Origin of the sequence: Altericroceibacterium indicum (genome assembly GCF_009828105.1) — a bacterium.
GTDB classification, from domain to species: domain Bacteria; phylum Pseudomonadota; class Alphaproteobacteria; order Sphingomonadales; family Sphingomonadaceae; genus Altericroceibacterium; species Altericroceibacterium indicum.
On sequence record NZ_WTYQ01000003.1, the window covers coordinates 353,792 to 376,069 of the forward strand.

At 56.0% G+C, this 22,278-nt stretch carries 19 protein-coding genes and 1 tRNA gene; 7 read left to right on the forward strand and 13 right to left on the reverse strand.

Translation table 11 applies throughout. The annotated features are described in order from the left end of the window. Window positions 1-4 precede the first annotated feature (4 nt). The gene (msrB, locus tag GRI39_RS10030; protein WP_160739558.1) at window positions 5-496 is read left to right on the forward strand and encodes a peptide-methionine (R)-S-oxide reductase MsrB; all 492 of its coding nucleotides are present in this window, start codon (window positions 5-7) and stop codon (window positions 494-496) included. Between the two features lie 25 nt (window positions 497-521). Here the strand turns inward: msrB and GRI39_RS10035 are convergent, their stop codons facing one another. Beyond that, complete coding sequence (locus GRI39_RS10035) at window positions 522-1,172, reverse strand: PilZ domain-containing protein (protein WP_160739559.1); 651 nt, start codon at window positions 1,170-1,172, stop codon at window positions 522-524. A gap of 171 nt (window positions 1,173-1,343) precedes the next feature. After that, window positions 1,344-1,428 (reverse strand) — tRNA-Leu (locus GRI39_RS10040). A 362-nt stretch (window positions 1,429-1,790) separates the two neighbouring features. On the opposite strand from GRI39_RS10040, the gene GRI39_RS10045 reads away from it, so the two are divergent. Beyond that, window positions 1,791-4,292: a TonB-dependent receptor gene (locus GRI39_RS10045; protein ID WP_160739560.1), complete on the forward strand. Its 2,502-nt coding sequence runs from the start codon at window positions 1,791-1,793 to the stop codon at window positions 4,290-4,292. Between the two features lie 116 nt (window positions 4,293-4,408). On the opposite strand, the gene GRI39_RS10050 is transcribed toward GRI39_RS10045, so the two are convergent. Together GRI39_RS10050 and GRI39_RS10055 are read right to left on the reverse strand one after the other, a co-directional pair. Then, the gene (locus tag GRI39_RS10050; protein ID WP_160739561.1) at window positions 4,409-4,690 is read right to left on the reverse strand and encodes an integration host factor subunit beta; all 282 of its coding nucleotides are present in this window, start codon (window positions 4,688-4,690) and stop codon (window positions 4,409-4,411) included. A gap of 166 nt (window positions 4,691-4,856) precedes the next feature. Then, window positions 4,857-5,198: a GntR family transcriptional regulator gene (locus tag GRI39_RS10055; RefSeq protein WP_160739562.1), complete on the reverse strand. Its 342-nt coding sequence runs from the start codon at window positions 5,196-5,198 to the stop codon at window positions 4,857-4,859. Window positions 5,199-5,382: 184 nt separating this feature from the next. Between GRI39_RS10055 and GRI39_RS10060 the strand changes: the two genes are divergently transcribed. The 4 genes from GRI39_RS10060 (at window position 5,383) to GRI39_RS10075 (ending at window position 10,135) form a co-directional block, all read left to right on the forward strand. Then, a complete protein-coding gene (locus GRI39_RS10060; protein WP_160739563.1) occupies window positions 5,383-6,954 on the forward strand; it encodes a peptide MFS transporter in 1,572 nt (523 codons plus the stop codon). Window positions 6,955-6,992: 38 nt separating this feature from the next. Then, entirely contained in the window at window positions 6,993-8,372 is a 1,380-nt protein-coding gene (locus GRI39_RS10065; protein ID WP_160739564.1) for an amidohydrolase, read from the forward strand. Continuing rightward, complete coding sequence (locus GRI39_RS10070) at window positions 8,369-9,679, forward strand: amidohydrolase family protein (RefSeq protein WP_160739565.1); 1,311 nt, start codon at window positions 8,369-8,371, stop codon at window positions 9,677-9,679. Before GRI39_RS10065 ends, GRI39_RS10070 begins: the two co-directional genes overlap by 4 nt. A gap of 84 nt (window positions 9,680-9,763) precedes the next feature. Continuing rightward, the gene (locus GRI39_RS10075) at window positions 9,764-10,135 is read left to right on the forward strand and encodes a tRNA-binding protein (protein ID WP_160739566.1); all 372 of its coding nucleotides are present in this window, start codon (window positions 9,764-9,766) and stop codon (window positions 10,133-10,135) included. Between the two features lie 41 nt (window positions 10,136-10,176). On the opposite strand, the gene dxs is transcribed toward GRI39_RS10075, so the two are convergent. The 6 genes from dxs to rpe form a co-directional block, all read right to left on the reverse strand. Further along, window positions 10,177-12,111, reverse strand: a complete 1,935-nt coding sequence (dxs, locus tag GRI39_RS10080) for a 1-deoxy-D-xylulose-5-phosphate synthase (RefSeq protein WP_160739567.1) — start codon at window positions 12,109-12,111, stop codon at window positions 10,177-10,179. A 79-nt stretch (window positions 12,112-12,190) separates the two neighbouring features. Next, a complete protein-coding gene (locus GRI39_RS10085; protein WP_160739568.1) occupies window positions 12,191-12,655 on the reverse strand; it encodes a Fur family transcriptional regulator in 465 nt (154 codons plus the stop codon). 59 nt (window positions 12,656-12,714) lie between these two features. Beyond that, window positions 12,715-13,398 (reverse strand): peptide-methionine (S)-S-oxide reductase MsrA, encoded by a 684-nt coding sequence (gene msrA / locus GRI39_RS10090; protein WP_160739569.1) that lies wholly within the window; start codon window positions 13,396-13,398, stop codon window positions 12,715-12,717. A 290-nt stretch (window positions 13,399-13,688) separates the two neighbouring features. Further along, a complete protein-coding gene (gene purH / locus GRI39_RS10095; protein ID WP_160739570.1) occupies window positions 13,689-15,278 on the reverse strand; it encodes a bifunctional phosphoribosylaminoimidazolecarboxamide formyltransferase/IMP cyclohydrolase in 1,590 nt (529 codons plus the stop codon). Window positions 15,279-15,285: 7 nt separating this feature from the next. Next, entirely contained in the window at window positions 15,286-17,142 is a 1,857-nt protein-coding gene (locus GRI39_RS10100; protein WP_343033330.1) for a heparinase II/III family protein, read from the reverse strand. Beyond that, complete coding sequence (gene rpe / locus GRI39_RS10105; RefSeq protein WP_160739571.1) at window positions 17,139-17,804, reverse strand: ribulose-phosphate 3-epimerase; 666 nt, start codon at window positions 17,802-17,804, stop codon at window positions 17,139-17,141. The genes GRI39_RS10100 and rpe overlap by 4 nt, the downstream gene beginning before the upstream one ends. A 347-nt stretch (window positions 17,805-18,151) precedes the next feature. Here rpe and GRI39_RS10110 point away from each other — a divergent pair, with 347 nt between their 5' ends. Next, a complete protein-coding gene (locus tag GRI39_RS10110) occupies window positions 18,152-18,652 on the forward strand; it encodes a DUF2141 domain-containing protein (protein ID WP_160739572.1) in 501 nt (166 codons plus the stop codon). Between the two features lie 57 nt (window positions 18,653-18,709). On the opposite strand, the gene GRI39_RS10115 is transcribed toward GRI39_RS10110, so the two are convergent. The 3 genes from GRI39_RS10115 to GRI39_RS10125 all read right to left on the reverse strand — a co-directional run bounded on the left by GRI39_RS10115 (window position 18,710) and on the right by GRI39_RS10125 (window position 22,104). Continuing rightward, on the reverse strand, window positions 18,710-19,636 hold the full coding sequence (locus GRI39_RS10115) for a hypothetical protein (protein WP_246205020.1): 927 nt from the start codon (window positions 19,634-19,636) through the stop codon (window positions 18,710-18,712). Next, window positions 19,612-20,607, reverse strand: a complete 996-nt coding sequence (locus GRI39_RS10120; protein WP_160739573.1) for a diacylglycerol kinase family protein — start codon at window positions 20,605-20,607, stop codon at window positions 19,612-19,614. The genes GRI39_RS10115 and GRI39_RS10120 overlap by 25 nt, the downstream gene beginning before the upstream one ends. Before the next feature lie 87 nt (window positions 20,608-20,694). Beyond that, window positions 20,695-22,104 (reverse strand): lipopolysaccharide biosynthesis protein, encoded by a 1,410-nt coding sequence (locus tag GRI39_RS10125; protein WP_160739574.1) that lies wholly within the window; start codon window positions 22,102-22,104, stop codon window positions 20,695-20,697. Window positions 22,105-22,278: the final 174 nt, after the last annotated feature.

Here is a 22,278-nt window from a genome sequence, read left to right on the forward strand (position 1 = left end):
TAGAATGCAAAGCTCTTCTCTTCATAGACGTAGCCTGTTGGCATGGCTGGGCAGCGCGGGCTGTTATGCGGCGCTCACTGCCTGCGGCAGCAAGGCGGAGGCCAAGACCTACCCCTTCTCACTCAGTGACGCGCAATGGAAAGCCAGATTGACGCCTGCGCAATATCGTATCTTGCGCAGACAGGGCACAGAACGTCCCTACAGCTCCCCCCTGAATGATGAAAAGCGCAAAGGCATCTTCCGCTGTGCCGGGTGCAAGAATCATCTCTTCTCATCCCGCACCAAATTTGACAGCGGGACTGGCTGGCCAAGCTTCTGGGAGCCACTCCCGGGAAAAGTAGAAATTTCGCGCGATTTTGCCCTGGGCTACCCTCGCAATGAAGTGCATTGCGCAAACTGCGGCGGCCATCTGGGCCATGTGTTCAATGACGGGCCAAAGCCCACCGGCAAACGCTATTGCATGAATGGCGCTGCAATGACCTTCCTGCCTGCCTGAACTTTAGCATTCCCGGAGATCCGGATTATCTGTTCGAATCAGCTTGCGGATGGTGCAAAGCCTCATCGTGATTGATCGCCGCCACTATCGTTGCAAGCTCGGCAAAGGCGAGCGTGCGGCCAAAACAGACGCCGTAATGAGGCTCTTTACGCCACCGGACAGTGCATTTGATCTCTGACAGATAGTCGAAATACAAATCAATCCGCTCATCCATCGCCAGAAACTCATCACAGATGATGCACGCGCCTTGCTGAGAAAGGTTAACCAGCCTCACCCGGATCGTATGCCCCAGATGCACAATATAGGCATCATGCGACAAGTTGACGCGCAGCCCGCGTTTCGGATGATCTTTATGGCTTGAAATGATCGCCTTTACATCGATGGGTTTGAGAAAGCGAAAGCCCGCACAATTACCTTCAGTCCATACTGGTTCAATGTCAAAGCAATCGCCATCGGGCATTTCCAGACATATGGTCTTACTGGCCGGGAGGGGGTGAAACAGCCGCAAGCGGACACCGGTATCTGAGATATCACGCAGGACACACACATATTCACCACTATCGAGGCGTATCTTCGCAGTGCGGATGATCAAGGTGGAGCGCAGCGCAGCACGCCTCTCTGCTTGCCCATCGATGTCGACTGAACGCCCTTTGAAGTCCTCTGGCCTTTCTCGCACAGCACACCCCCACTCAAAACAACAAACCTCTCAATTTGTGCTCATACTGATCACAAAGTTAGCAGGCTTATGTTAATGATCGATCAACTGATCGAAGATGATCCTGTTCCGGCAGAGAGCATTAGCGCAGGTTTAGACCATTCATCGGGCTAAGTGGCGAACAGCTGGAAATGGTGCGGGCGGCGGGACTCGAACCCGCACGAGCAAAGCTCAGGGGATTTTAAGTCCCCGGCGTCTACCATTCCGCCACGCCCGCTTATGAAGGCAAACGCCTTAGCCGCGACCAGCCGCGCTTTCCAGAGGGCAAATTTTTTCTGGCGTATTTGTGGCGATTTTTTGCTTCAGCCAAACCGTTTTGCGCACCGTGCATGAAAGGCCGGTTGGAGCAAGCCGCATATGGCACGGTAATTTTCTTCGATCCAAATTAGTATGCATTGCATACTAATTTTTAACTTGCTTGCTTTCGAACCGTTTGCAAATAACTTGAAGAAGCGGGGGCGGAATAGATAATTTCCTGTAAGACTGGGACATCTTCCCCCGTGGTTTTGGAGACCGGCAGAACGTCGGCTGCAATCAATATAGCACCTCCCAGGGGGGGAGGTGTGGGGAGGGGAAAACATGAATATCCAAGCTCTTGGATTTGTCTCGTTCTGTGCGCTCGCCACAGGTCTGGCAACGCCAGCCTATGCGCAAGATACCACGACAACACCCGTAGAAGGAAATGCCACCGGCACCGGTGCCCGAAATACTGAAATCGTCGTCACAGCGGAATTTCGCGATGCGAATCTGCAGGATACGCCCATTGCCATTACCGCAGTGAACGCCGAAATGCTTGAAGCGCGCGGCCAGACTGACATTGCAGAAGTGGCTGGGCAAGCACCCAATGTGACGTTGAAACAACAAAGCCAATATGGCGGTTCGGGCATGGTCGCCTTTATTCGCGGTGTCGGGCAAACCGATTTCAACTACGCATTAGAACCGGGCGTTGGCGTTTATATCGATGACGTTTATTTTCCCACTCTCACCGGCTCGCTGCTGGATCTGACCGACCTTGAACGGGTGGAAGTGCTGCGCGGTCCACAAGGCACGCTAGCCGGAAAGAACTCCATTGGCGGTGCGATCAAGCTGTTCACCCGCAAACCAGATGGCAGCGGACGCGGCATGATTCAGGCCACCTATGGCTCTTTCAATCAGTTGGAAGCGCGCGGCTTTGCTGATTTCGGCCTGACCAATAATCTGTTTGCTCGCCTCGCGGCCACTACGAAACATCGCGATGGCTATGTGACTCAATTAGATTACGGAAAAACGCATCCCGATTCGAACGTGCCGGTTGGCCCTGGCACAACCGAGAAACTGGGCACGCTGGGAGACATCGCTTATTCCGGTGCGAGACTTTCCCTGCGCTGGCTGCCAAGCAGCGATGTGGAAGTGAATGTGTCAGGCGATTATACGCATGACCGTTCCTCTTCGGGTGCAGGCACCTTGCGCTATGTAAGCCCTACTGCGCCCTACACCACGCCAGACGGTATCCCTTTCCTGAGAGGAAAGGATGGCACGGCGGTGCCTTATGATTGCCGCTTTGTCCCCACAGGTCCCTACTCCTGCGACACATTGTCGGGTTCGGGGTATAATCCTCGCTACATCACCTATGAAAACTTTATCGACAATAAGGAGCCTACAAGTCAGGCCCCTTTCAAACCGGTAGCCTTTGACCCGATCCAGCATTTCAACGGCTGGGGAATCCAGGGCACGGTGGACTGGACGATCTCCGATCAATTCCAGCTCAAGTCGATTTCCTCCTATCGAGGCTATGACACGACGTGGGCCACAGCAGTCGATGGCTCCCCCGTCGGGTCTCAGCAATTGAAGCAGCACCTGGATTTCAAATCCTACAGTCAGGAACTGCGTCTCAACGGCTCTGTATTTAATAACTTTCTCGATTTTACGCTGGGCGGGTTTTATTTCCATCAGGACGGTTCGTTGACCGCCCGTGTAGACCTCAACTATGCGGGTCTGGATTTCATTCATGGGCCGGACACAACCCCTGCCACGTCAAAAGCTGCCTTTCTCAATGGCACCTTTCATCTGACGCCAGCATGGTCGATTTCAGCTGGCGTGCGCTATTCTGATGATAAGAAAACCTATACCTACCGGCGGAGCGATCCGGATGGGCACGTTCCGGACAAACCATGTGCTTTCTTCAGCAATCCATCGCTCGGTAGCCCCACATCCATTGGCAATGAACCGAATTGCCTGCTGGTTGGGCTGAACAACGCCAAAGGGAAATTCAAGGGTAGCCGGTGGGATTATCGCCTCGTCAGCGATTATCGCTTCTCCGATGCGTTTCTTGCTTATGCTTCGGTTTCGACGGGTTACAAAGGAGGCGGTGTCAATCCACGACCCTATTTCGGCCCGGATACAGGCGAATGTTCGGACCTTCCGGCCGGCGTGATCAGACCTTGCAATCAGATCAAAAGCTTCGAACCGGAAACAATCACCACTTACGAGGTCGGCTTCAAGGCCGATCTGTTTGATCGCCGCTTGCGGATCAACTCTGCGGCTTTTTTCAACAAATATGACAATATCATCCTCACCCTCAGCGCCTGCCCCGGCTCGCCATGTCTTTTGCCAGCAAATATCGGCAAGGCTGATGTGAAAGGGTTTGAAACCGAAATCACGGCCTTCCCGATTGATGGCCTCTCCCTTGATGGGTCCCTCAGCTATCTGGATTTCCAATATAAAGACACGGGGGATTCCGGCGTACCATTGGACAATGTCACGCCTTACACACCAGAATGGACCTACAGCTTCGGCGTCCAATATGATTGGGAGTTGAGCGCTGGCACCATCACCGGTCGTGTCGATGGAAGTTATCAGTCCAAGATCTTCACCGAGCCATTGAACGATGTTCTCAACACGATTGACAGCTATTTCATTGCCAATGGCCGGCTAGCTTTTACGGCACCCGATAAGGATTGGCAGGTTTCGCTGGAGGTGAAGAACATCTTCAACAAATATTACTTCCTCACTCTATATGACCAGCATTTGAGTTCAGGCACAGTGTCCGGCCAGCCATCACTGCCGCGCACATGGTCTGTCAGCGTTCGGCGCAACTTCTGATAGAACGTGTTCAAAAGCATGAAACGAAAAGGGGAGCGGAAGACATCTTCCGCTCCCCTTTCACCTGGCGTTTGAGATAGGATTGGCGCTACAAAAACATGCAACGCGCGTTCTGCCTAATTGGTGTTCAGGCGTTCGCGCATTTCTTTGCCGGGCTTGAAGTAGGGAACGCGCTTGGGTGGGACTTCTACAGAAGCACCGGTGCGAGGATTGCGGCCTGTGCGACCGTCGCGCTGGCGCGTCGAAAATGCACCAAAACCGCGCAATTCTACTCGACCGCCTTCGGCCAGTCGCGTAGAAATCTCATCGAAAAATATATCGACGACCTGTTCGATCTCTTCGGGGCGCAATTCGGGATTATCATCAGCCAGAGACTGCAACAGTTCGGATCTGATCATCAAGGTCCTCCATACCGACCGTCTCAGATACACAGTCGGCGTATTGGCTATTATTATTACCCACACCTTCACTCAAAGATATGGCACGACCCGGAACGGCGCTTGCCAGACCAAAGCGTCAGGCGCAATCATCCATTTGTATTTTTCGCACCTAACTGCCTAGAAATTACGCTTCCGACAGCAAACTGTGTAAATTAATACCCAAGCGACCCATTTTGGCGCGTATTTCAGGCCATTCCTGATCCAGAAAGCGGGCCTTCTCAATGGCGCGCAGCTTTTCTGCTGCGCCGCGAGTCACGAACATTCCGACCCCACGCCGCACCTGAACCAGACCGTTCACCTGAAATTGCTGGTAAGCCTTTGCCACGGTCAGTGGATTGGCCCCCTGCTCGGCAGCGAATGCCCGGACAGAAGGCAACATCTCACCTTCACCATAACGCCCATCGATGATGGCCGCAGCGATCAAATCGCGCAATTTCAAATAAACGGGGCGGGCAGTTTCACTCATTCCAGTGATATAGTGCCATAATACAGCGACGCGGGTCAAGGCAGGGCCGTATCAGCAGTCTCTGTTTCCTATGTAACGAAAACAGCTTCACATAGGTGTCATTTTCTTTAGGTTGCCGCTCATGATGATCAAGGTGCGCTCAAAAGCGCCCTTTGCTATGAAATTTTGAGGGGACTGCGGGTCGATGGCCAGTCAATATGCTGAAAGCGGGGATGCCCGTGGGACATTTTTAGGACACCCTAAAGGGTTGTTCGTGCTGTTTTTTGCAGAGATGTGGGAGCGCTTTTCCTATTACGGGATGCGCGCGCTGCTCATTTTCTATCTTACCAAGCACTGGCTTTTTTCAGACGGGGATGCAGGCGTTATTTATGGTGCCTATACGGCGCTGGTCTATATTACGCCGGTTCTCGGCGGATATCTCGCTGATCGCTATTTGGGGCAGCGAAAAGCTGTTGCCTTTGGCGCGATATTGCTGACTTTCGGCCATTTCCTGATGGGTTTTGAAGGCAATGGCGGCAGTGATGCGGTTGCTCTCAACATGTTCTGGCTGGCACTTGCCTTTATCATCGTGGGTTCCGGCTTCCTGAAAGCCAATATCTCGGTGATCGTCGGGCAACTCTATCCGCGTACGGATGTGCGCCGCGATCCGGCCTATACGATCTTCTACATGGGCATTAACCTGGGCGCGTTCCTCGGTTCGCTGCTGTGCGGCTATCTGGGCGAAGTCTATGGTTGGAGCTACGGTTTCGGCGCTGCTGGTGTCGGCATGTTGCTTGGTCTTATCGTCTTCGTCTGGGGCAAACCCTTGCTGGTCGGCCGCGGTGAAGCACCCGGTCCGCTTTCCAAAACCAAGGAATGGAGCCTTTATGCTGTAGGCCTGCTGGCCGTTGTAGTATGCTGGTGGATGGTACAAAATCAGGAAGTTGTCGGCACCCTTCTGGGAATTTTCGGCGGCATTCTGGTGCTTGGCGTCGTGCTTTATTCCGTCGTGAAACTGCCACCCCATGAACGCGACCGCATCTTGGCCGCACTGTTCCTGATTTTCGTTTCCATTGTCTTCTGGGCTTTGTTCGAACAGGCAGGCAACTCGCTCAATCTCTTCACCGACCGTGATGTGGACCGGATGGGCATTCCAGCCTCCATGTTCCAATCGCTCAACGCTGCTTATATTTTCCTTCTCGCACCACTTTTCGCCGGTCTGTGGACTGCATTGGGCAAGCGCGGGAAAGAACCTTCTGCACCCTTTAAATTCGGTCTTGGCGTGATTCAGGTCGGCCTCGGCTTTCTTGTTCTGGTGTGGGGTGCAAACGCGGCTGGCATGGAAAATGCCGTGCCAGTGATTTTCATTTTCCTGATCTATCTGCTTCACACAACGGGTGAACTTTGCCTGTCACCGGTCGGCCTCAGCGCCATGAACCGCCTTGCGCCATCACATATGGCGTCGCTCATCATGGGCGTTTGGTTCTTCGCTTCGGCAACCGGTAACTTTGCCGCAGGTCTGATTTCCAGAGCCGCCGGCGGTGATGGCCTTGAAGGCGCTGAAGCTGGCAAGGAACTGGTGCTCGGCGTTTACAACACGGTCGGCTGGTATGCGGTCGGCATCGGCATAGCCGTGCTGGTGGTTTCACCCTTCATCAAGAAGCTGATGCACCTCGATACGCTGCGCGACGCGTCTGATGAATTGACCGGCAGCAGCGAAGCAGGGCTTGAAGCACAGGAAGCAGGCGTACATCCACAAAACTCCCCCCGCGCATAAGCGCCGGGGGCATCTTTTTCAGGAAACGGAGGGGGCAAATGAATTTGCGATTCCTGACTCTCGCAGCCGGGGCGGCGCTCGCCCTGGCTGGTTGCAGCACGGCCAATAACAGCGTGGCGTCCACCGGCAGCCCACGGCCTGCCACTAATGACGCTGTACCCTATGCATCGACTTATAAGCCTTATTCCGGCACGGCCACAGCGCTAGTCGGCGCGACCGTGTTTGACGGCGAAGGTCGAGAGATCGACAATGGCACCGTGCTGTTTGCCGATGGCAAACTGGTGGCGATTGGCGGGCCTGAGCTGGCCATTCCAGCGGGTTACACACGGATCGACGGGACGGGAAAATTCGTCACCCCCGGCGTGATCGATATCCATTCCCATCTGGGTGACTATGCCTCTCCCGCCGTTGCCGCCAATAGCGATGGCAATGAAGCCACCTCACCCACGACCCCTGAAGTCTGGGCGGAGCATTCGGTCTGGCCGCAAGACCCTGGCTTTTCGCGTGCGCTCGTCAATGGCGGAGTGACCAGCCTACAAATTCTTCCCGGTTCGGCAAATCTGATGGGCGGGCGTTCGGTTACGCTGAAGAATGTGCCATCACGCACGGTGCAAGGCATGAAATTTCCTGGCGCACCCTATGGCCTCAAAATGGCCTGCGGTGAAAACCCCAAGCGCGTTTATGGTAGCCGCAATCAGATGCCCTCCACCCGGATGGGCAATTTCGCGGTGGATCGTGAAAATTGGCTCAAGGCGCAGGAATATGCCAAAGGCGATCATTCCACCCGCGACCTTGGCCTTGAAACGCTTGAAGGCGTGCTGGAAGGCAAAATCCTCGTCCATAATCACTGCTATCGCGCTGATGAAATGGCACTGGTGCTCGATATGGCCAAGGAATTTGGCTATAAAGTCACCGCCTTCCATCATGCGGTGGAAAGCTACAAGATTGCCGACCTGCTGCGTGAAAATGACGTTTGCTCTGCCGTCTGGGCTGATTGGTATGGCTTCAAGATGGAATCCTACGATGCCATCCCTGAAAACGCTGCTTTGATTGCCAATGCAGGGGCCTGCGTCATCATCCATTCGGACGATGAAAATGGCATCCAGCGGCTCAATCAGGCGTCAGCCAAGGCGCAAGCTGCGGGCGCGCGAATGGGAATCAACATCCCTGACGCTCAGGTCATCAGCTGGTTCACCTATAATCCGGCCAAAGCGATGGGCATTGCGGATCAGACCGGCAGCCTCAAGCAAGGCAAAATGGCTGATATCGTGCTGTGGAATGGTGATCCACTCTCTGTCTATTCCCGGCCTGAGAAGGTCTGGATCGATGGCGCGCTGATGTATGACGCGATGGACCCCAAACGCCGCCCGGTGAGCGATTTCGAACTGGGCCAGCCGGGTGAAGGAGACGTGAAATGAGCTTTCGCAAACTTCTCGTCACCGCGCTCATTGCCAGTGCCGCTCCATTGCTGAGCACCCTTCCAGCCAATGCGCAGGATATGGTCATCACCAACGCCAAACTGGTGATCGGTGATGGGAGCGATCCGATCGAGAACGGCACTGTCATTGTCCGCAATGGCACGGTAGTTGCAGCGGGGACAGGCATTGCAGCGCCCGCAGGCATTCCGGCCATGGATGCGCAGGGCCGCTGGGTTACGCCCGGGATCGTTGCCTCGCTGACTGATCTTGGCATTCTCGATGTGTCCGGCGTGAGCGACAGCAATGACAGCTCCGCAGGAGGTGCCGCTTTCAGCGCTGCGCTGGACGTTGCACCAGCGGTGAACGCCAAGTCTGAAAACATTGCAGTCAGCCGCGCTGGCGGGGTTACCCGCGCCACGGTCACGCCCTTCGCCTCACGATCGATCTTTGCCGGACAAGGCGCGCTGATTGATCTGGGCGCTGATCCTGACGCCTTGATGAAACCACGTGCCTCCCAATATGTCGAATTGGGTGAAGACGGCGCGCGTCTGGCAGGGGGCAGCCGCACGGCAGCTTACGCCCAGCTGCATTACGCATTGGCACAGGCCAGCCAACCCGACGGCCCGACTGGCGCCATTGAAGGTGGGGACGTTCAGGTCAGCCAGTTCGACATCGCCGCATTGGCACCCGTCGTCTCCGGCGAACAGACGCTTTATGTCCATGTAGAACGAGCGGCAGATATCCGCTCCGCTCTGCTACTGAAGCGCGAATTTCCCAAGTTGCGCCTGGTGCTTGTCGGCGCAAGCGAAGGCTGGATGGTCGCCAGAGATATTGCCGCCGCAGGTGTTCCGGTGATTACCATGGCGCTGAACGATCTTCCGGCAAGATTCGAACAGTTGGCGGCGACCCAGAGCAATGTCGGCCGCATGGTCGATGCCGGGGTTAAGGTCGCCATCGGGCAGTTTTCAGACATGAACCAGCCGCGCTGGGCACCCGAGGAAGCCGGCAATCTCGTTGCGCTGAACAAGATGCCCGGCGCATCCGGTCTCAGTTGGAACGAAGCCTTTGCTGCGATCAGTTCCGTTCCGGCAGACATTGCCGGGATGGGCGGCAAGATGGGCGTTTTAAAGCCCGGCGCCGTGGGTGATGTCGTGGTGTGGGACGGTGATCCGCTGGAAGTGGGGACGGTCCCGGTGAAGGTCTTTATCGACGGAGTCGATCAACCTTTGGAAAGCCATCAAAGCAAGCTGCGTGATCGCTATCGCTCGCTTGAACGCAGTGATTTGCCGCCGGCCTATAATTGGTGATTATCTGGCCGGAGCGAGTTGGCGATGCGCTAGCCCGCTCCGGCCTCACTAGGCAAATGCATGTCAGGTGCTTAATCTGCGCTGATGCATCTGATTCATGACCCCGCCGCAGAGCCTGCGCCTGAAATCACTTTCGACGATTTTCTGAAAGTTGATATTCGCGCTGGTACCATCGTGACGGCCGAAGCCTTTCCCGAAGCGCGCAACCCTGCCTATAAGTTACAAGTCGATTTAGGCCCCGGCATAGGCATCAGGAAAAGCATCGCGCAAATTACCCAGAACCATACGCTGGAAAGCCTTCCGGGCACCCGCGTGATGGCAGTGGTCAATTTCCCCAAGCGCCAGATCGGCCCGGCCCGTTCTGAAGTGCTTTTGCTGGGATTTGCCGATGAAGCTGGCCATATCGTGCTGAGCGAACCCGGTCAGACCGTGCCCAATGGTGCACGTCTGGCCTGAAAGCTCGGGCGGTTTCTACCAGAACCGCCCGGAAATTCTGTTTAAGCCCGCGCTTCTTCCACGCCTGCGCTGTTATGCCGCAAAGCGGATAGCACCGTATCGACGATTTGCGGCGCGTTAAGCCCCGCCTCGTCATATTGCTTGTCCGGTGTATCCTGATCCTGAAAGAGATCAGGCAGGCGCAACGTGCGGATCTTGAGGCCCGCATCGATCAGGCCTTCATCGCTCGCCAATGTCAGCACATGCGCGCCAAGGCCCCCAATACTGCCTTCTTCAACCGTGATGATCACTTCATGTGTCGCCATGAGCTTACGGATCAGCGCACTATCGAGCGGCTTGGCAAAGCGCATATCGGCCACGCTGGTAGAAAGCCCTTTGGCTTCGAGCTGATCGGCAGCCTTGAGACTTTCCGCCAACCGCGTGCCAAGCGATAGAATGGCAACCTTACGACCCTGTTTCTCATCCCCGCGCACCATCCGGCCTTTGCCGATTTCAAGCTGCTGAGGCGTTTCAGGAAGTTCAACACCAGTCCCATTCCCACGTGGATAGCGGAAGGCGATCGGGCCGGAATCATACTTCGCGGCGGTGTGGACCATATGGACCAGTTCCGCTTCATCTGCCGCCGCCATCACCACCATATTGGGCAGTGTGGCAAGATAGGTCACGTCAAAACTACCCGCATGGGTCGCGCCATCCGCACCGACCAGGCCAGCACGGTCAATCGCGAAGCGCACGGGCAGATTCTGGATCGCCACATCATGCACCACCTGGTCAAAGGCGCGTTGCAGGAAGGTGGAATAAATCGCACAAAATGGCCGCATACCCTGCGCGGCCAAGCCAGCGGCGAAGGTCACAGCATGTTGTTCAGCAATGCCAACATCGAAATGCCGTTCAGGAAAGGCGGCGGCGAATTTATCCAGCCCGGTGCCCGTGGGCATGGCCGCCGTAATCGCACAGATCGTGTTGTCCTGCTCGGCTTCGGACAAAAGAGACTTGGCAAAAACATTGGTGTAGCTTGGTGGACCACCAGCGCTTTTCTTCTGTTCGCCCGTGATAACATCAAACTTTTGAACGCCGTGATATTTGTCCGCCGCTTCTTCAGCCGGGCCGTAGCCCTTGCCCTTTTGCGTAATGACATGAATCAGGCACGGGCCTTCCGCCGCATCGCGAACATTTTCCAACACCGGAATCAGCTGATCGAGATCATGCCCATCAATCGGGCCGACGTAATAAAAGCCCAATTCTTCAAACAGAGTCCCGCCCATGGCCATGCCGCGGGCATATTCATCCGTTTTGCGCGCCGCGACTTGCAACGGTGCAGGCAAGCGCTTGGCGAATTTCTTAGCCAGATCGCGCAGACCCAGAAAACGCCCAGAAGACACAAGCCTCGCGAGATAGCTCGACAGACCACCTACCGGCGGTGCAATCGACATATCATTATCATTGAGGATGACGATGAGGCGATTGCCGGCCTGTTCGGCATTGTTCATCGCTTCATAGGCCATGCCAGCGCTCATCGCGCCATCACCGATCACGGCAATGGCCTTGCCTGGCGTGCCCGCCAGCTTGTTGGCAACCGCAAAGCCAAGCCCGGCCGAAATCGAAGTGGAACTATGTGCAGCGCCGAAAGGGTCATATTCGCTTTCAGCACGCTTGGTAAAGCCGGACAGGCCCCCACCCTGACGCAAAGTACGAATACGGTCTCGCCGCCCGGTCAGAATCTTATGGGGATAGGCCTGATGGCCCACGTCCCAGATCAGACGATCATCAGGCGTGTTGAAAATATAATGGATCGCAACTGTCAGTTCGACAACGCCAAGGCCCGAACCCAAGTGCCCACCGGTCGAACCGACGGCATCAATCATTTCGGTGCGTAATTCATCCGCCAATTGGCGTAGCTCACTTTTTGGGAGCTTGCGCAGGTCATCAGGCGTATGGACGCGATCGAGAAGCGGAGTAACCGGAGCTTTGGTCATCCCTTCCGCTTACACTTCCAAAGCGGGCATGTCGATAAATCGCTGCAATCTCATCCAATGTTCTGAAAGCTGATTAATATCAGGTCGTTGCACAATCATTACACAATCCGCGTAGTTCAACCACTGGGCGAACATCCGCAAAGCCATGTCGCTGGCCCGCGTCACGCAAAGCATTTGTCAGCGTGTCATCATCAAGATGAATCGCAATTCCGCAGTCATCACAGATCAGGAAGATGCAATCATGCTGACAGCCCGGATGGCTGTTGGCGATGTAGGCGTTGGAGCTTTCGATCCGATTGGCGAGATTGGTTCGCACAAACAGGTCGAGAATCCGGTACACACTGTTAGCGGCCACGCGTTTTCCGCGCTTCTGACCAACCGAATCAGCAATGTCATAGGCCGAGGCCGGTCGGTCGTGATCGGCAAGCGCTTCAAAAACGTCCGAGCGCATGGCAGTCCATTGCTCACCTGCCTTGGTCAGGACAGATTTCGCTTCTTCGACGAGCTTGCTGCCCGAATGCTCATGATGTGAATGGCTTGCCATGGCCCTGATATAGGGCGCCTAAGCGCCCCCGGCAATCATGCGTGTGCCGCTGGTGTCGTTCAGTTGATCACAAAACTCGCACGATACAGTTTGGGGTAGAGCTTTTTCAGTGCGGCAATTTTGGGAGCGTCCCAACGGAGAAAATAGCCATTATGCGGATGCTTTATGCCAAAATCCTGATGGTACTGTTCTGCTCTATAGAAGGTCCGGGGATTTTCGATCGGGGTTACGATTCTCGACGGCCATTTACCGCTCGCCTGCATCTGCTTGAGATACATTCTGGCGACAATACGCTGTTCAGAGCTTTGCGGCACCAGAGCTGAACGATATTGCTTGCCAATATCGGGCCCCTGCCGGTTGGTCAGTGTAGGGTCAGCGACAACTGAAAAAAAGATCTGCAACAATTGATCATAGCGGACTTTCGATGGGTCATAGACCACTTTCACCGCTTCTGCATGGCCGGTTCTGCCAGTGCTCACCCTGCCATAGGTTGCATCGGCTCTACTGCCGCCATGATAGCCCGCAATAACGCTTTTCACGCCTTTGACATGGCTGAAAACCGCTTCAACGCCCCAGAAGCAGCCACCAGCGAAGATGGCAGTCTTAAGACTGGAGCCTTCCTCAGCCTGCCTTTGAGCAACAGGCGCTCGGACGATATTTTCAGCAGCATAGGCCTGACCTTGGCAAGCGGCCGCCCCCAAGGCCAGGGAAAGTGCAGCGAAGGCAGTGAACCACCCTCGCATCCGCTTAGACCAATTTCGGCAGGATAAAGGCCGCCATTCCAAGCGCAGTAACGCCAAAGCCTACGAAGAAGGCGCGGTACAGGTCTGGCTTAAATAATCCCATAAATAATTCTCTTCACGTCTCGATCCTGTCCCCGCCCCCTCAGATAGGAAGCCGCAGATTGCCCAGCGGTGAATACAGGACGGCCCGTCACGAAGCTGAGACGGGCCGAAAGTGGCATGCTTCCTTGCAGGCTCATTTAGCTTTTCGCGCCATCAATTCAATAGCGCGCAATCTTTTTAATCGATGATTAGTGACGGAAGTGCCGCATACCGGTGAAGACCATGGCAAGGCCTGCTTCGTCAGCCGCGGCGATCACTTCATCATCACGCATCGAACCGCCCGGTTGAATCACCGCCGTCGCGCCAGCTTCAACCGCGGCCAACAAACCGTCAGCGAAGGGGAAGAAAGCGTCCGATGCCACAGCGCTGCCCTGCGTGCGGACAGCATCCCAGCCGTATTTTTCAGCCGCTTCACGTGCCTTGATGGCCGCGATACGTGCACTGTCGCGCCGGTTCATCTGGCCAGCACCAATGCCAGCAGTTGCGCCATCCTTGGCATAGACGATCGCATTGGACTTCACGTGGCGCGCCACAGTCCAGGCAAACAGGCAATCCTGCAGTTCCTGCTCGGTCGGTTCGCGCTTGGTCACGGTTTTGAGAGCAGCGCGTTCAATCGCGCCATTGTCCCGCGACTGGACTAGCAACCCGCCGGTAATCGGCTTCGTGACAAGACCCGTGCGACGTGGATCGGGCAGATCATCGATCAGCAACAAGCGCAGGTTCTTTTTCTTGGCAAAGGCCGCTCTGGCTGCATCATCTGCACCTGGAGCCACCACCACTTCGGTGAAGATTTCGCAGATCGCTTCTGCCGTCGGACCATCCAGCGGACGGTTGACCGCCACAATGCCGCCAAAGGCCGAAACACTGTCACACGCCAGCGCATCATTCCATGCCTGCAACAGTGTGGGGGCCTGCGCCACACCGCAAGGGTTGGCATGCTTCACGATGATGACAGCCGGTGCCTGGCCCTTGAACTCTGCACAAAGTTCCAGCGCCGCATCGGCATCATTGTAATTATTGTAGCTCAGTTCCTTGCCCTGAACCTGTTCAGCCTGAGCAAGGCCCTGCTCCGTGGAGCCATAGGGCAGATAAATCGCTGCCGATTGATGCGGGTTTTCACCATAACGCAGTTCAGACAGCTTGGCGGCGCTCAGCGAAAACTGGTCAGGCAGCGCCTGCCCTTGATCGACACCGAGGAAATACCGGCTGATGGCTGCATCATAACGCGCCGTGGCAGAATAGGCCTTGGCCGCCATTTTCTTACGGAAATCGTAAGAGGTCGCGCCATTGCGGCTTTCCAGCTCTTCCACCAGGTCGCCATAATCGGCGGCATCGGTGACAATGGTAACGAATTTGTGATTTTTCGCAGCAGAGCGGACCATGGATGGGCCACCAATGTCGATATTTTCGATCACTTCATCACGTTCAGCACCACGCGCCACAGTCGCTTCGAAAGGGTAAAGGTTGACAACCACCAGATCGATCGCGCCGATTTCGTGGTCTACCATGGAAGCGGCGTGTTCAGGATTGTCCCGCACGGCGAGCAAGCCGCCATGAACGATCGGGTGCAGCGTCTTCACGCGGCCATCCATCATTTCAGGAAAGCCGGTCAGTTCGGAAATGTCTTTCACGTCCAGCCCGGCATCGCGCAGAGCCTTGGCCGTACCGCCGGTGGAGACCAGCTCAACACCGCGTGCGCTGAGCACTTTGCCCAGATCCGCCAAACCGCTTTTGTCAGACACCGAAAGAAGTGCCCGCTTGATCGTCACATCACTCACGTAAATATCATCCCATCTTTTTCAGCAGCCAGGAGAAGTTGCCCCCGCCGCGAGAGGCCAGCCCCTGTAGCACCAATTGCTGAATAGGGTGAGCCCTGCCGCTGCCATCGATCCACATGCTCTCCTCAATGGTGACTTCACCAGAGCCGGAGACAAACTGCCAATAGCTTCCATCGGGCAAAGCGAAACCCACTCCCTTGCGATTTTCCGCAAGTCCCAGCTCAATTCCGGGGCCAATATGGAATCGCAGCGCATAAGGCACCTTGCCTTTTTGCCCGCGACGCCCTGAAGGCACCAAAAGATCTTCTCCGCGCAATTCTGTTCCATCATCGCGCAGGATAAGAATGCGGCGATGCACCAGCCCAAAGCGCGAACCATAGCCATCATGGCTCGCTTCAATCCGAGTCGCAGTGCCCTGCTGACTTTCCAGCAAGCGCCGATCCAGCTCCACCTCTTCCACACCTTTGCCAAGCTTGCCCCGGATCAAAACCGCGGTGGAATTGGCATCATCGAGCACCAATGTGGAATGTGCGGCAGAAGCCCGGAGGCCCTGTTCCACCCGCACTGGCACTTGCCCGCCCGCAAAAGCAGCTCCGCCACAATTAACGATCAGGCGGTGCCCCCCATGCGAAAATTCAAACGCCAATGTCGAGGCACAACCATTGCGCGCATGTTTGGCCAATGGCGGGGGCGCTGTATCAAATTGCAGGATGCTGCCTTTGGCAGAGACGCGCTGATAACCCCATTGGCGCGGATTGCGTAAAGGCCGCGTGCGCACGCCGCTGGCTTCAATCAATTTGCCGAGCTGGCTGCGATCAATCGCGCCAGAACCCTGCCAGCAGCCAAGCCCGCCGTCTGAATGCGTCAGCGAGAGAAGCGGTGGCACCAGCATGTTCAACATCGCTTCAAAGGCTTCGGGAAAAGGCAATTGCACCGCACGATAGCAGGCACGCAAATCTACCAACAACGCAATCAGTTCAATCTGACCCAGCGGGCTGCGTGACAGAACCCCGCCATCTTCACCGACAAAATCGCCCAGTGCATGAATGAGGCCAGCCTCTGCAAAAAGGCGGCGTGGTTTGCCATCGGGCAGCAACAGCCCCGCAGCGGCAATCGCACACCAGCCGGCGATCTGGCCCAGAAGATCATCGGCACGGTTGACGTTGCGATCCAGCCAGCGGGCCGTTTCTGCCATAATATCCAGCACCCGATTGCGCATCGCCTTGTCCGGCCCAGACATGATAAGCGGCGCATGGACGAGACAATTGAGCAGCCGGTGCCCAGCATGTTCAACTTTCCACGGCACACCCTTCCCGATTTCGGGGTTGGCATTCATCCAGTTGATCAGCAGCCGTTCGCTCGTCTGGATGCATTGTTCACGGGTACCGGATGCACCCAAATCACGCAGCCAGGAAAAGCCATGCATCACCCGCTCAAATGGCGGGGTGAGCTTGGCGCTTGGAGAAAAATCGAGCTGCGCAATAGGCGCTTTCACACCATAAATCAGGAAGTGCCCTGCCCTGAGCGCCATGCCGGCCTGCCGGTCCCCTTCCAGCGGACTTTCGACAGTAGCCAGCAAACGCAGCTTGGCGGGTTTGCGAAAAGGCGCGGCCAGGGTGGAGCCCGGCACACCCAGCCGATAGGCAAAGCGCATGAAGCGTTCCGCCGGGCCAATATCAGGTGGAGTGAACTGAGCGACAGAGAGCGAACGGCCCGGCTGGATCAATTCCCCGCGCGGATCATCATCCTGATCGCTATCACGCAGCAAACCATCTTCATGTAGGCTATCCAGCGGAACGGCCATATCATGAGCAGCCGCGTCCCCTTCCAGCGCATAGCGCTTCGGGGGAGCGGCCGTGTTCACTCAGTTAGGCCTTTGAGCGCAGCGATATTGGCGGCATAACGTTCTGGCCCACCCTTGAAAGTGGCGGAACCTGCCACCAGCACATCGGCACCAGCATCGACGCATTGTCGCGCCGTTTCCACATTCACACCCCCATCGACTTCGAGGCGAATATCGCGCCCCGCCTTGTCGATCATCTTCCGCACCGCTTCAATTTTGCGCAGCTGGCTGGAAATGAAGCTTTGCCCGCCAAAACCGGGGTTCACACTCATCACCAGAACCAGATCGATATCGTCGATCAGATAATCGAGCATCTTGGCAGGAGTGGCCGGGTTGAGCGAAATGCCCGCCTGTTTACCCAGACCCTTGATCGCCTGCACTGTGCGATGGGTATGAGGTCCAGCCTCCGGATGCACCGTGATGATATCCGCGCCGGCATCAGCGAAATCCTTGAGGAAAGAATCCACAGGAGAAATCATCAGATGAACATCGAATGTCTTGTCTGAATGCGGGCGCAGCGCCTTCACCACTGCAGGGCCGATAGTAATGTTGGGCACAAAATGGCCATCCATCACATCAATGTGAATCCAATCTGCCCCGGCAGCGTCTATTGCCCGCACTTCTTCACCAAGACAGGCGAAATCAGCAGACAGAATTGATGGTGAAATAAGTGGCACGCTCATACCCCAGCTTTAAACTCCTGAGAATCATGGAACAAGCTGGATTTGGTCCATTTTCCACATGGTTCTCCTTTCCCCGTGCAAATACCGAGCTGCCTGTTGCCATTTCACCCCTGCGCGAAGGCTGCTTTGGTGAGACACACCGCCCCTCCCGCCAGATTTTTGGCGGAACAGGCCAGATTATCCTTTCGGCATGGTGACAGGTAAATTCAGACGTCATTCACTGCATTTGCGCGATAAAGTGCACGAAAACGGGGTAGATGCATGTCGATAAGATCACTGGATTGGCCAGTGCAGGCATGACATTGTAACACTCTCCCCGGAACAGAAATATTTGAGGTCTGTAACCGATGATCAAAAGCACCAAATTACGCTCCGCACTGATGGGTATCAGTGCCGTTACGGCTGTTTCGCTCGGGATGCTGGCCACACCGGCTGCAGCGGCTACCCCACCAGCCAATTGCGAAGGCGAGAAGAGCGATACCTGGGTTCATGTCGTGGTGGAAGGTGTTCGCAACAGCGACGGCCTGATCGGCGTCACCCTCTATTCAGACGATTCCAGCAAATTTCTCGCCAAGGGCGGATCGCTTTATACGGAGCGTTTCAAAGCCAAGGCTGGCACCACAAACACCTGCATTTTCGTGCCCAAACCCGGCGTTTATGCGATTGTGGTCTACCATGATGAAAATGGTAACCGGAAGTTTGACCGGAGCGGCCTCGGCCTGCCTACCGAGGGCTTCGGCTTCACCAATAACCCATCCACGCTCGCAGGTATTCCGACCTTCAGCTCAGTTCGCCTGAATATCGGCAAGACCAACTTGGGCACGCGGATCAAGCTGCGTTACCCTTGATCAATGACCGATTGAAAAATGCAGAAGGCCCGCAGAAATGCGGGCCTTTTTGCTGGCCTAATGCTTCCCGGTGCGCCGTTTCTTTGCCCGCCAGACCGATAGCAAGACACCCGGCGCAGCCAGAACAGGATGCTTTTCACGCCAGGGGGTAATCTCCACCGGTACGCCGGTATGACGTTCAATCTTCCAGGCAGCATAGCGCGCCGCGCCGTCAAACGTAGTGGAAGCCTTGACCAGCCGAGCCAGATTCAGCGGCTTGCCCATCCTTTGACGGGTTTTCCACCAGCTGAGAACGCGGCGGCGTTCGGCTACGGGAATTACGATGCTGTAATGCCCATCTTTACGCTGCCAGGGAATTCCTGCTTCATTGAGTGCGAGCGGCAATAATCCGTCAAAATGCGCAGCATTTGCATCGAGAATGGAGCGTTCCCGCCCTGGGCTTTCCACTCTGAATTCTGCCTTATAGGTCGCGCGGAATAAGGCGACCCAATAATCATCTGCCGTGCCATGATCCGGCCCCAGAACCGCTGCCAGCCGCGCGGCCGTAACGGAAGCATCGGCAATGGCTTCACGCACATCACGCACTGCCATTTCATCACGCACATAAGCGAGCCCACTGGGCTGGACGAAACGCGCCCATATGGTCGTATCAAGCAAGCGCCCCGCAGCAGCATCGCGGAATTTAGCCAATGTCATGCTGGCAATCTTGGCGCGCAATAATGTGCCTTCATGCAGCCATTCACGATAGCTCACCCGTGGCCAGATACCGCTTTCCGCCTTCCCCGGCAGCAGGACATAGAAATCGAGCACACCTTCCAGCGATCCCGTGCGCAGATTGGAACCATAAAACAGCACCGCCAAGGCACCAGATTCCTGCCCTAGCTTACGGGCGAAAGCACGGATAGCGGCGGGAATATCCCGCTCAAGCCCTGCGGCTATGCGGCTACCCAGGCTCATCGTCACGAGACAACGAAGCTCAAACATGGCCCTAACTGCAAGCGGTAATGCCCCGGTTCAAAAGCCTCCCCATCGAGGATGAATTTCTCTCCCAGCTCAAGGTCGAAAGCTTCCCCCTTGCCGCGATGGACACCAAGGCCTGCCAAGTGCGGCCCTTCCATTCCAGCCAGCAAGGCAGGCAAGCGCATGATGACTTTGCGTAAGGCAGCATCCAGCACGAGATAGCGCAGGCCCGAGCTATTCCTGCCAAATGGCTGCATCCGGAGCGGAAAATTCTCCAGCGTGGAAAAACCCGCAAAATAGCGCAAATCATGCGCCACATGCCCACTGTGAGGGATCTCTTCGCCCGTCACATCATCGCGGATCTGCATCGACGCAAGCTGCCGCCATGCACCTTTGCCAAAGCCGAAGAGGGCCTGTGCCAAGCCGCTGAGCGCCGTAACGCCAATCGCAAAGCTCTGAAATGCACCAAACCGATGCGCCATCTGACCGGTCTCAATGGCCGCATTGAAAACGCCGGCCCCAAACAGAAAGCCCATATGCTGGCTGCCCGTTCCATCTGCTTTCTCAAGCAGCAACGGGTGCCGCGTCACACGCCGGCTCACTCCGCCCTCTCCAATCGCCTTCATCGCATCGGCAAGGCTCCAACCATCGCGAATGCCCAAGTCTAACGCCAGTGCATTGGTTTTGCCATTGGGAAGAATGATCAGTTCCGGCCATTGATCACCGAAAAGCCGTGCCCCGCGCGTCAGCACGTCACGGATCGTACCATCGCCGCCATCAATGGCGAGGTAATCTACACCCTCTGCAGCAAAGCGAGCCAGTGCCTGATCCAACTCCCCTTGTGTGTTTGGCAGCACCGTCAACACCGTATCATCGGATACGGTAACTGGCCCATTCTTCACATTTCGGTGACTACGTGGATTATGAATCGCACCAATTCGGATCGGATTCTGATGCGAATCCACAGCTTTGCTGTCCGCCCCGGGTTTGGTCATATTGCGTGCAAGATAAGATGGTTGAGATCCATCTGCGCGCTCTTAGCCCTTGCAGATAGGCATAGGCCAGCTTTTTCGCACCCGCTCTCAATCCTTCGCCGGAAACCTGACATCTGCCGCGCGGGCATGGCTCCCACGTATCAACGACCAGATAATCAGGCCCAGCAACAACGCCTGCGTAAGCGCATTAACAAAAACGGCCACGGCCACGCCATCTGCCCCCATCACCGGTTCAAACAGCCACGACCCACCGATCAACGCCAGCCCCCCCGCCATTTGCGCAATCATCGACCAATGCGCGCGCTGCGCTGCCATGATGCTGGGTTCAAAGCCAACCACAACCAGCTCCACACAGCCTGCGGCTGCCAGCCATAACAGGCTGACATAGGCCCGGCGGAATTCCTGCCCGCCAACCATGACAAGGATATCGTCCCCGAAAAACACGGCGAAGGCGAAAACCACCACGCTGACTGCAAAGGCAAAACGCATCGTCCGCAAGGTCATGCCCGCCACGCTCCCAATGCCGACATTGCGAACCGCCCGCACGATTTCAGGAAAGGCGGCGCGTGCAACCAATTGTGACAGCATGGTGAGAGAACGGGTCAATTGCGCAGCGAGACGAAAAGCACCTGCCGCCGCCGTACCGGTCAACCCACCAACCAGAAACAATGGCAGTTGCTTGATCGTCATGTTGAGTGACTGGCTGAAATTGGTGGTCAGCGCGAAGCGGATAATGCCCGGATTATCTTCGATCACCTGCTTCTGGCCTCGCCATTTGCCAAGCAGCAAAGGCATGTCCCCGATTTTATAGACCCCGTACCAATGGGCCGCAGCCGTCGCCAGTTCCGCGATAGCCCAGGCAATCAGGAAGCCCTGCAAAGTCGGGTGGGTCAACCAACACACAAGCGCGCCAATCAAGCGGAATGTGGGTTGGGCACTTTCCGCCGCCGCAGCCAATGAGAAACGGTCTCTCAGTCGCATGATCCCCAAGGGCGTGGAGCGCAGCGACAACAGCATAATGATGTTGAATACCAGAGTGGCGCGGGCCAGCGTCGGCTTCACATTGAGGGGTTCGGAAAGGTAATGCAGGATCAGGGCAGCGGCGAAAATGCCGCCTATGGCGCTCACCAGATCCAGCAGCAGACAGCCCCGATAAAGCCGGCCCAGCTTCTCTTCATCGTGATCTTCTGTATGCGTCACGCCATATTGGACGATTACCTGCCAGGTTTGAAACGCCAGAAGATTGGCCAGCAATTGCGCAGCGCCCGTGATGATAGCAAATTTACCGAAGCCGGATACGCCGAGTTCCCGAGTGACAATCGCCAGATACATCAGCGAGAAAACCGCTGCGACGATTCTCCCGCCAACCATCCAGCCGAAATTGTGGACGACAGATTGCGCCGCTTGGGGCGCGTTTCGCAATTTGGCCAATAATGAGGTCAAACCGACATGTCTTTCCTGTTTCGGCGCGGCATCAAGATCATTGCGTTGTCCCATTCCCTTCGAAGCAAAGGCCTCGAAGCACAGGCAAGTCCCGAAGGTCAATTGGCCATTCAATCACTATGGATGAGTTTCTCTTGAAAGAGCCAGCAAAAAGCGATGGTTTCCATTCTGCGGCGAGGGGGGACGAGTGCCAAGCTGGACGAAAGAGCGCTATTGCGATGGCAGATC

Excerpts from the sequence above, each read along its gene's own strand:
- GRI39_RS10085 (WP_160739568.1), bottom strand. The coding sequence starts at position 12,655 with ATGGCAAGCCATTCACATCATGAGCATTCGGGCAGCAAGCTCGTCGAA.
- GRI39_RS10050 (WP_160739561.1), bottom strand. The coding sequence starts at position 4,690 with ATGATCAGATCCGAACTGTTGCAGTCTCTGGCTGATGATAATCCCGAA.
- GRI39_RS10065 (WP_160739564.1), top strand. The coding sequence starts at position 6,993 with ATGAATTTGCGATTCCTGACTCTCGCAGCCGGGGCGGCGCTCGCCCTG.
- dxs (WP_160739567.1), bottom strand. The coding sequence starts at position 12,111 with ATGACCAAAGCTCCGGTTACTCCGCTTCTCGATCGCGTCCATACGCCT.
- rpe (WP_160739571.1), bottom strand. The coding sequence starts at position 17,804 with ATGAGCGTGCCACTTATTTCACCATCAATTCTGTCTGCTGATTTCGCC.
- GRI39_RS10115 (WP_246205020.1), bottom strand. The coding sequence starts at position 19,636 with ATGTTTGAGCTTCGTTGTCTCGTGACGATGAGCCTGGGTAGCCGCATA.
- GRI39_RS10125 (WP_160739574.1), bottom strand. The coding sequence starts at position 22,104 with ATGGGACAACGCAATGATCTTGATGCCGCGCCGAAACAGGAAAGACAT.
- GRI39_RS10120 (WP_160739573.1), bottom strand. The coding sequence starts at position 20,607 with ATGACCAAACCCGGGGCGGACAGCAAAGCTGTGGATTCGCATCAGAAT.
- GRI39_RS10045 (WP_160739560.1), top strand. The coding sequence starts at position 1,791 with ATGAATATCCAAGCTCTTGGATTTGTCTCGTTCTGTGCGCTCGCCACA.
- msrA (WP_160739569.1), bottom strand. The coding sequence starts at position 13,398 with ATGCGAGGGTGGTTCACTGCCTTCGCTGCACTTTCCCTGGCCTTGGGG.
- GRI39_RS10075 (WP_160739566.1), top strand. The coding sequence starts at position 9,764 with ATGCATCTGATTCATGACCCCGCCGCAGAGCCTGCGCCTGAAATCACT.
- GRI39_RS10110 (WP_160739572.1), top strand. The coding sequence starts at position 18,152 with ATGATCAAAAGCACCAAATTACGCTCCGCACTGATGGGTATCAGTGCC.
- GRI39_RS10060 (WP_160739563.1), top strand. The coding sequence starts at position 5,383 with ATGGCCAGTCAATATGCTGAAAGCGGGGATGCCCGTGGGACATTTTTA.
- msrB (WP_160739558.1), top strand. The coding sequence starts at position 5 with ATGCAAAGCTCTTCTCTTCATAGACGTAGCCTGTTGGCATGGCTGGGC.
- GRI39_RS10070 (WP_160739565.1), top strand. The coding sequence starts at position 8,369 with ATGAGCTTTCGCAAACTTCTCGTCACCGCGCTCATTGCCAGTGCCGCT.
- GRI39_RS10055 (WP_160739562.1), bottom strand. The coding sequence starts at position 5,198 with ATGAGTGAAACTGCCCGCCCCGTTTATTTGAAATTGCGCGATTTGATC.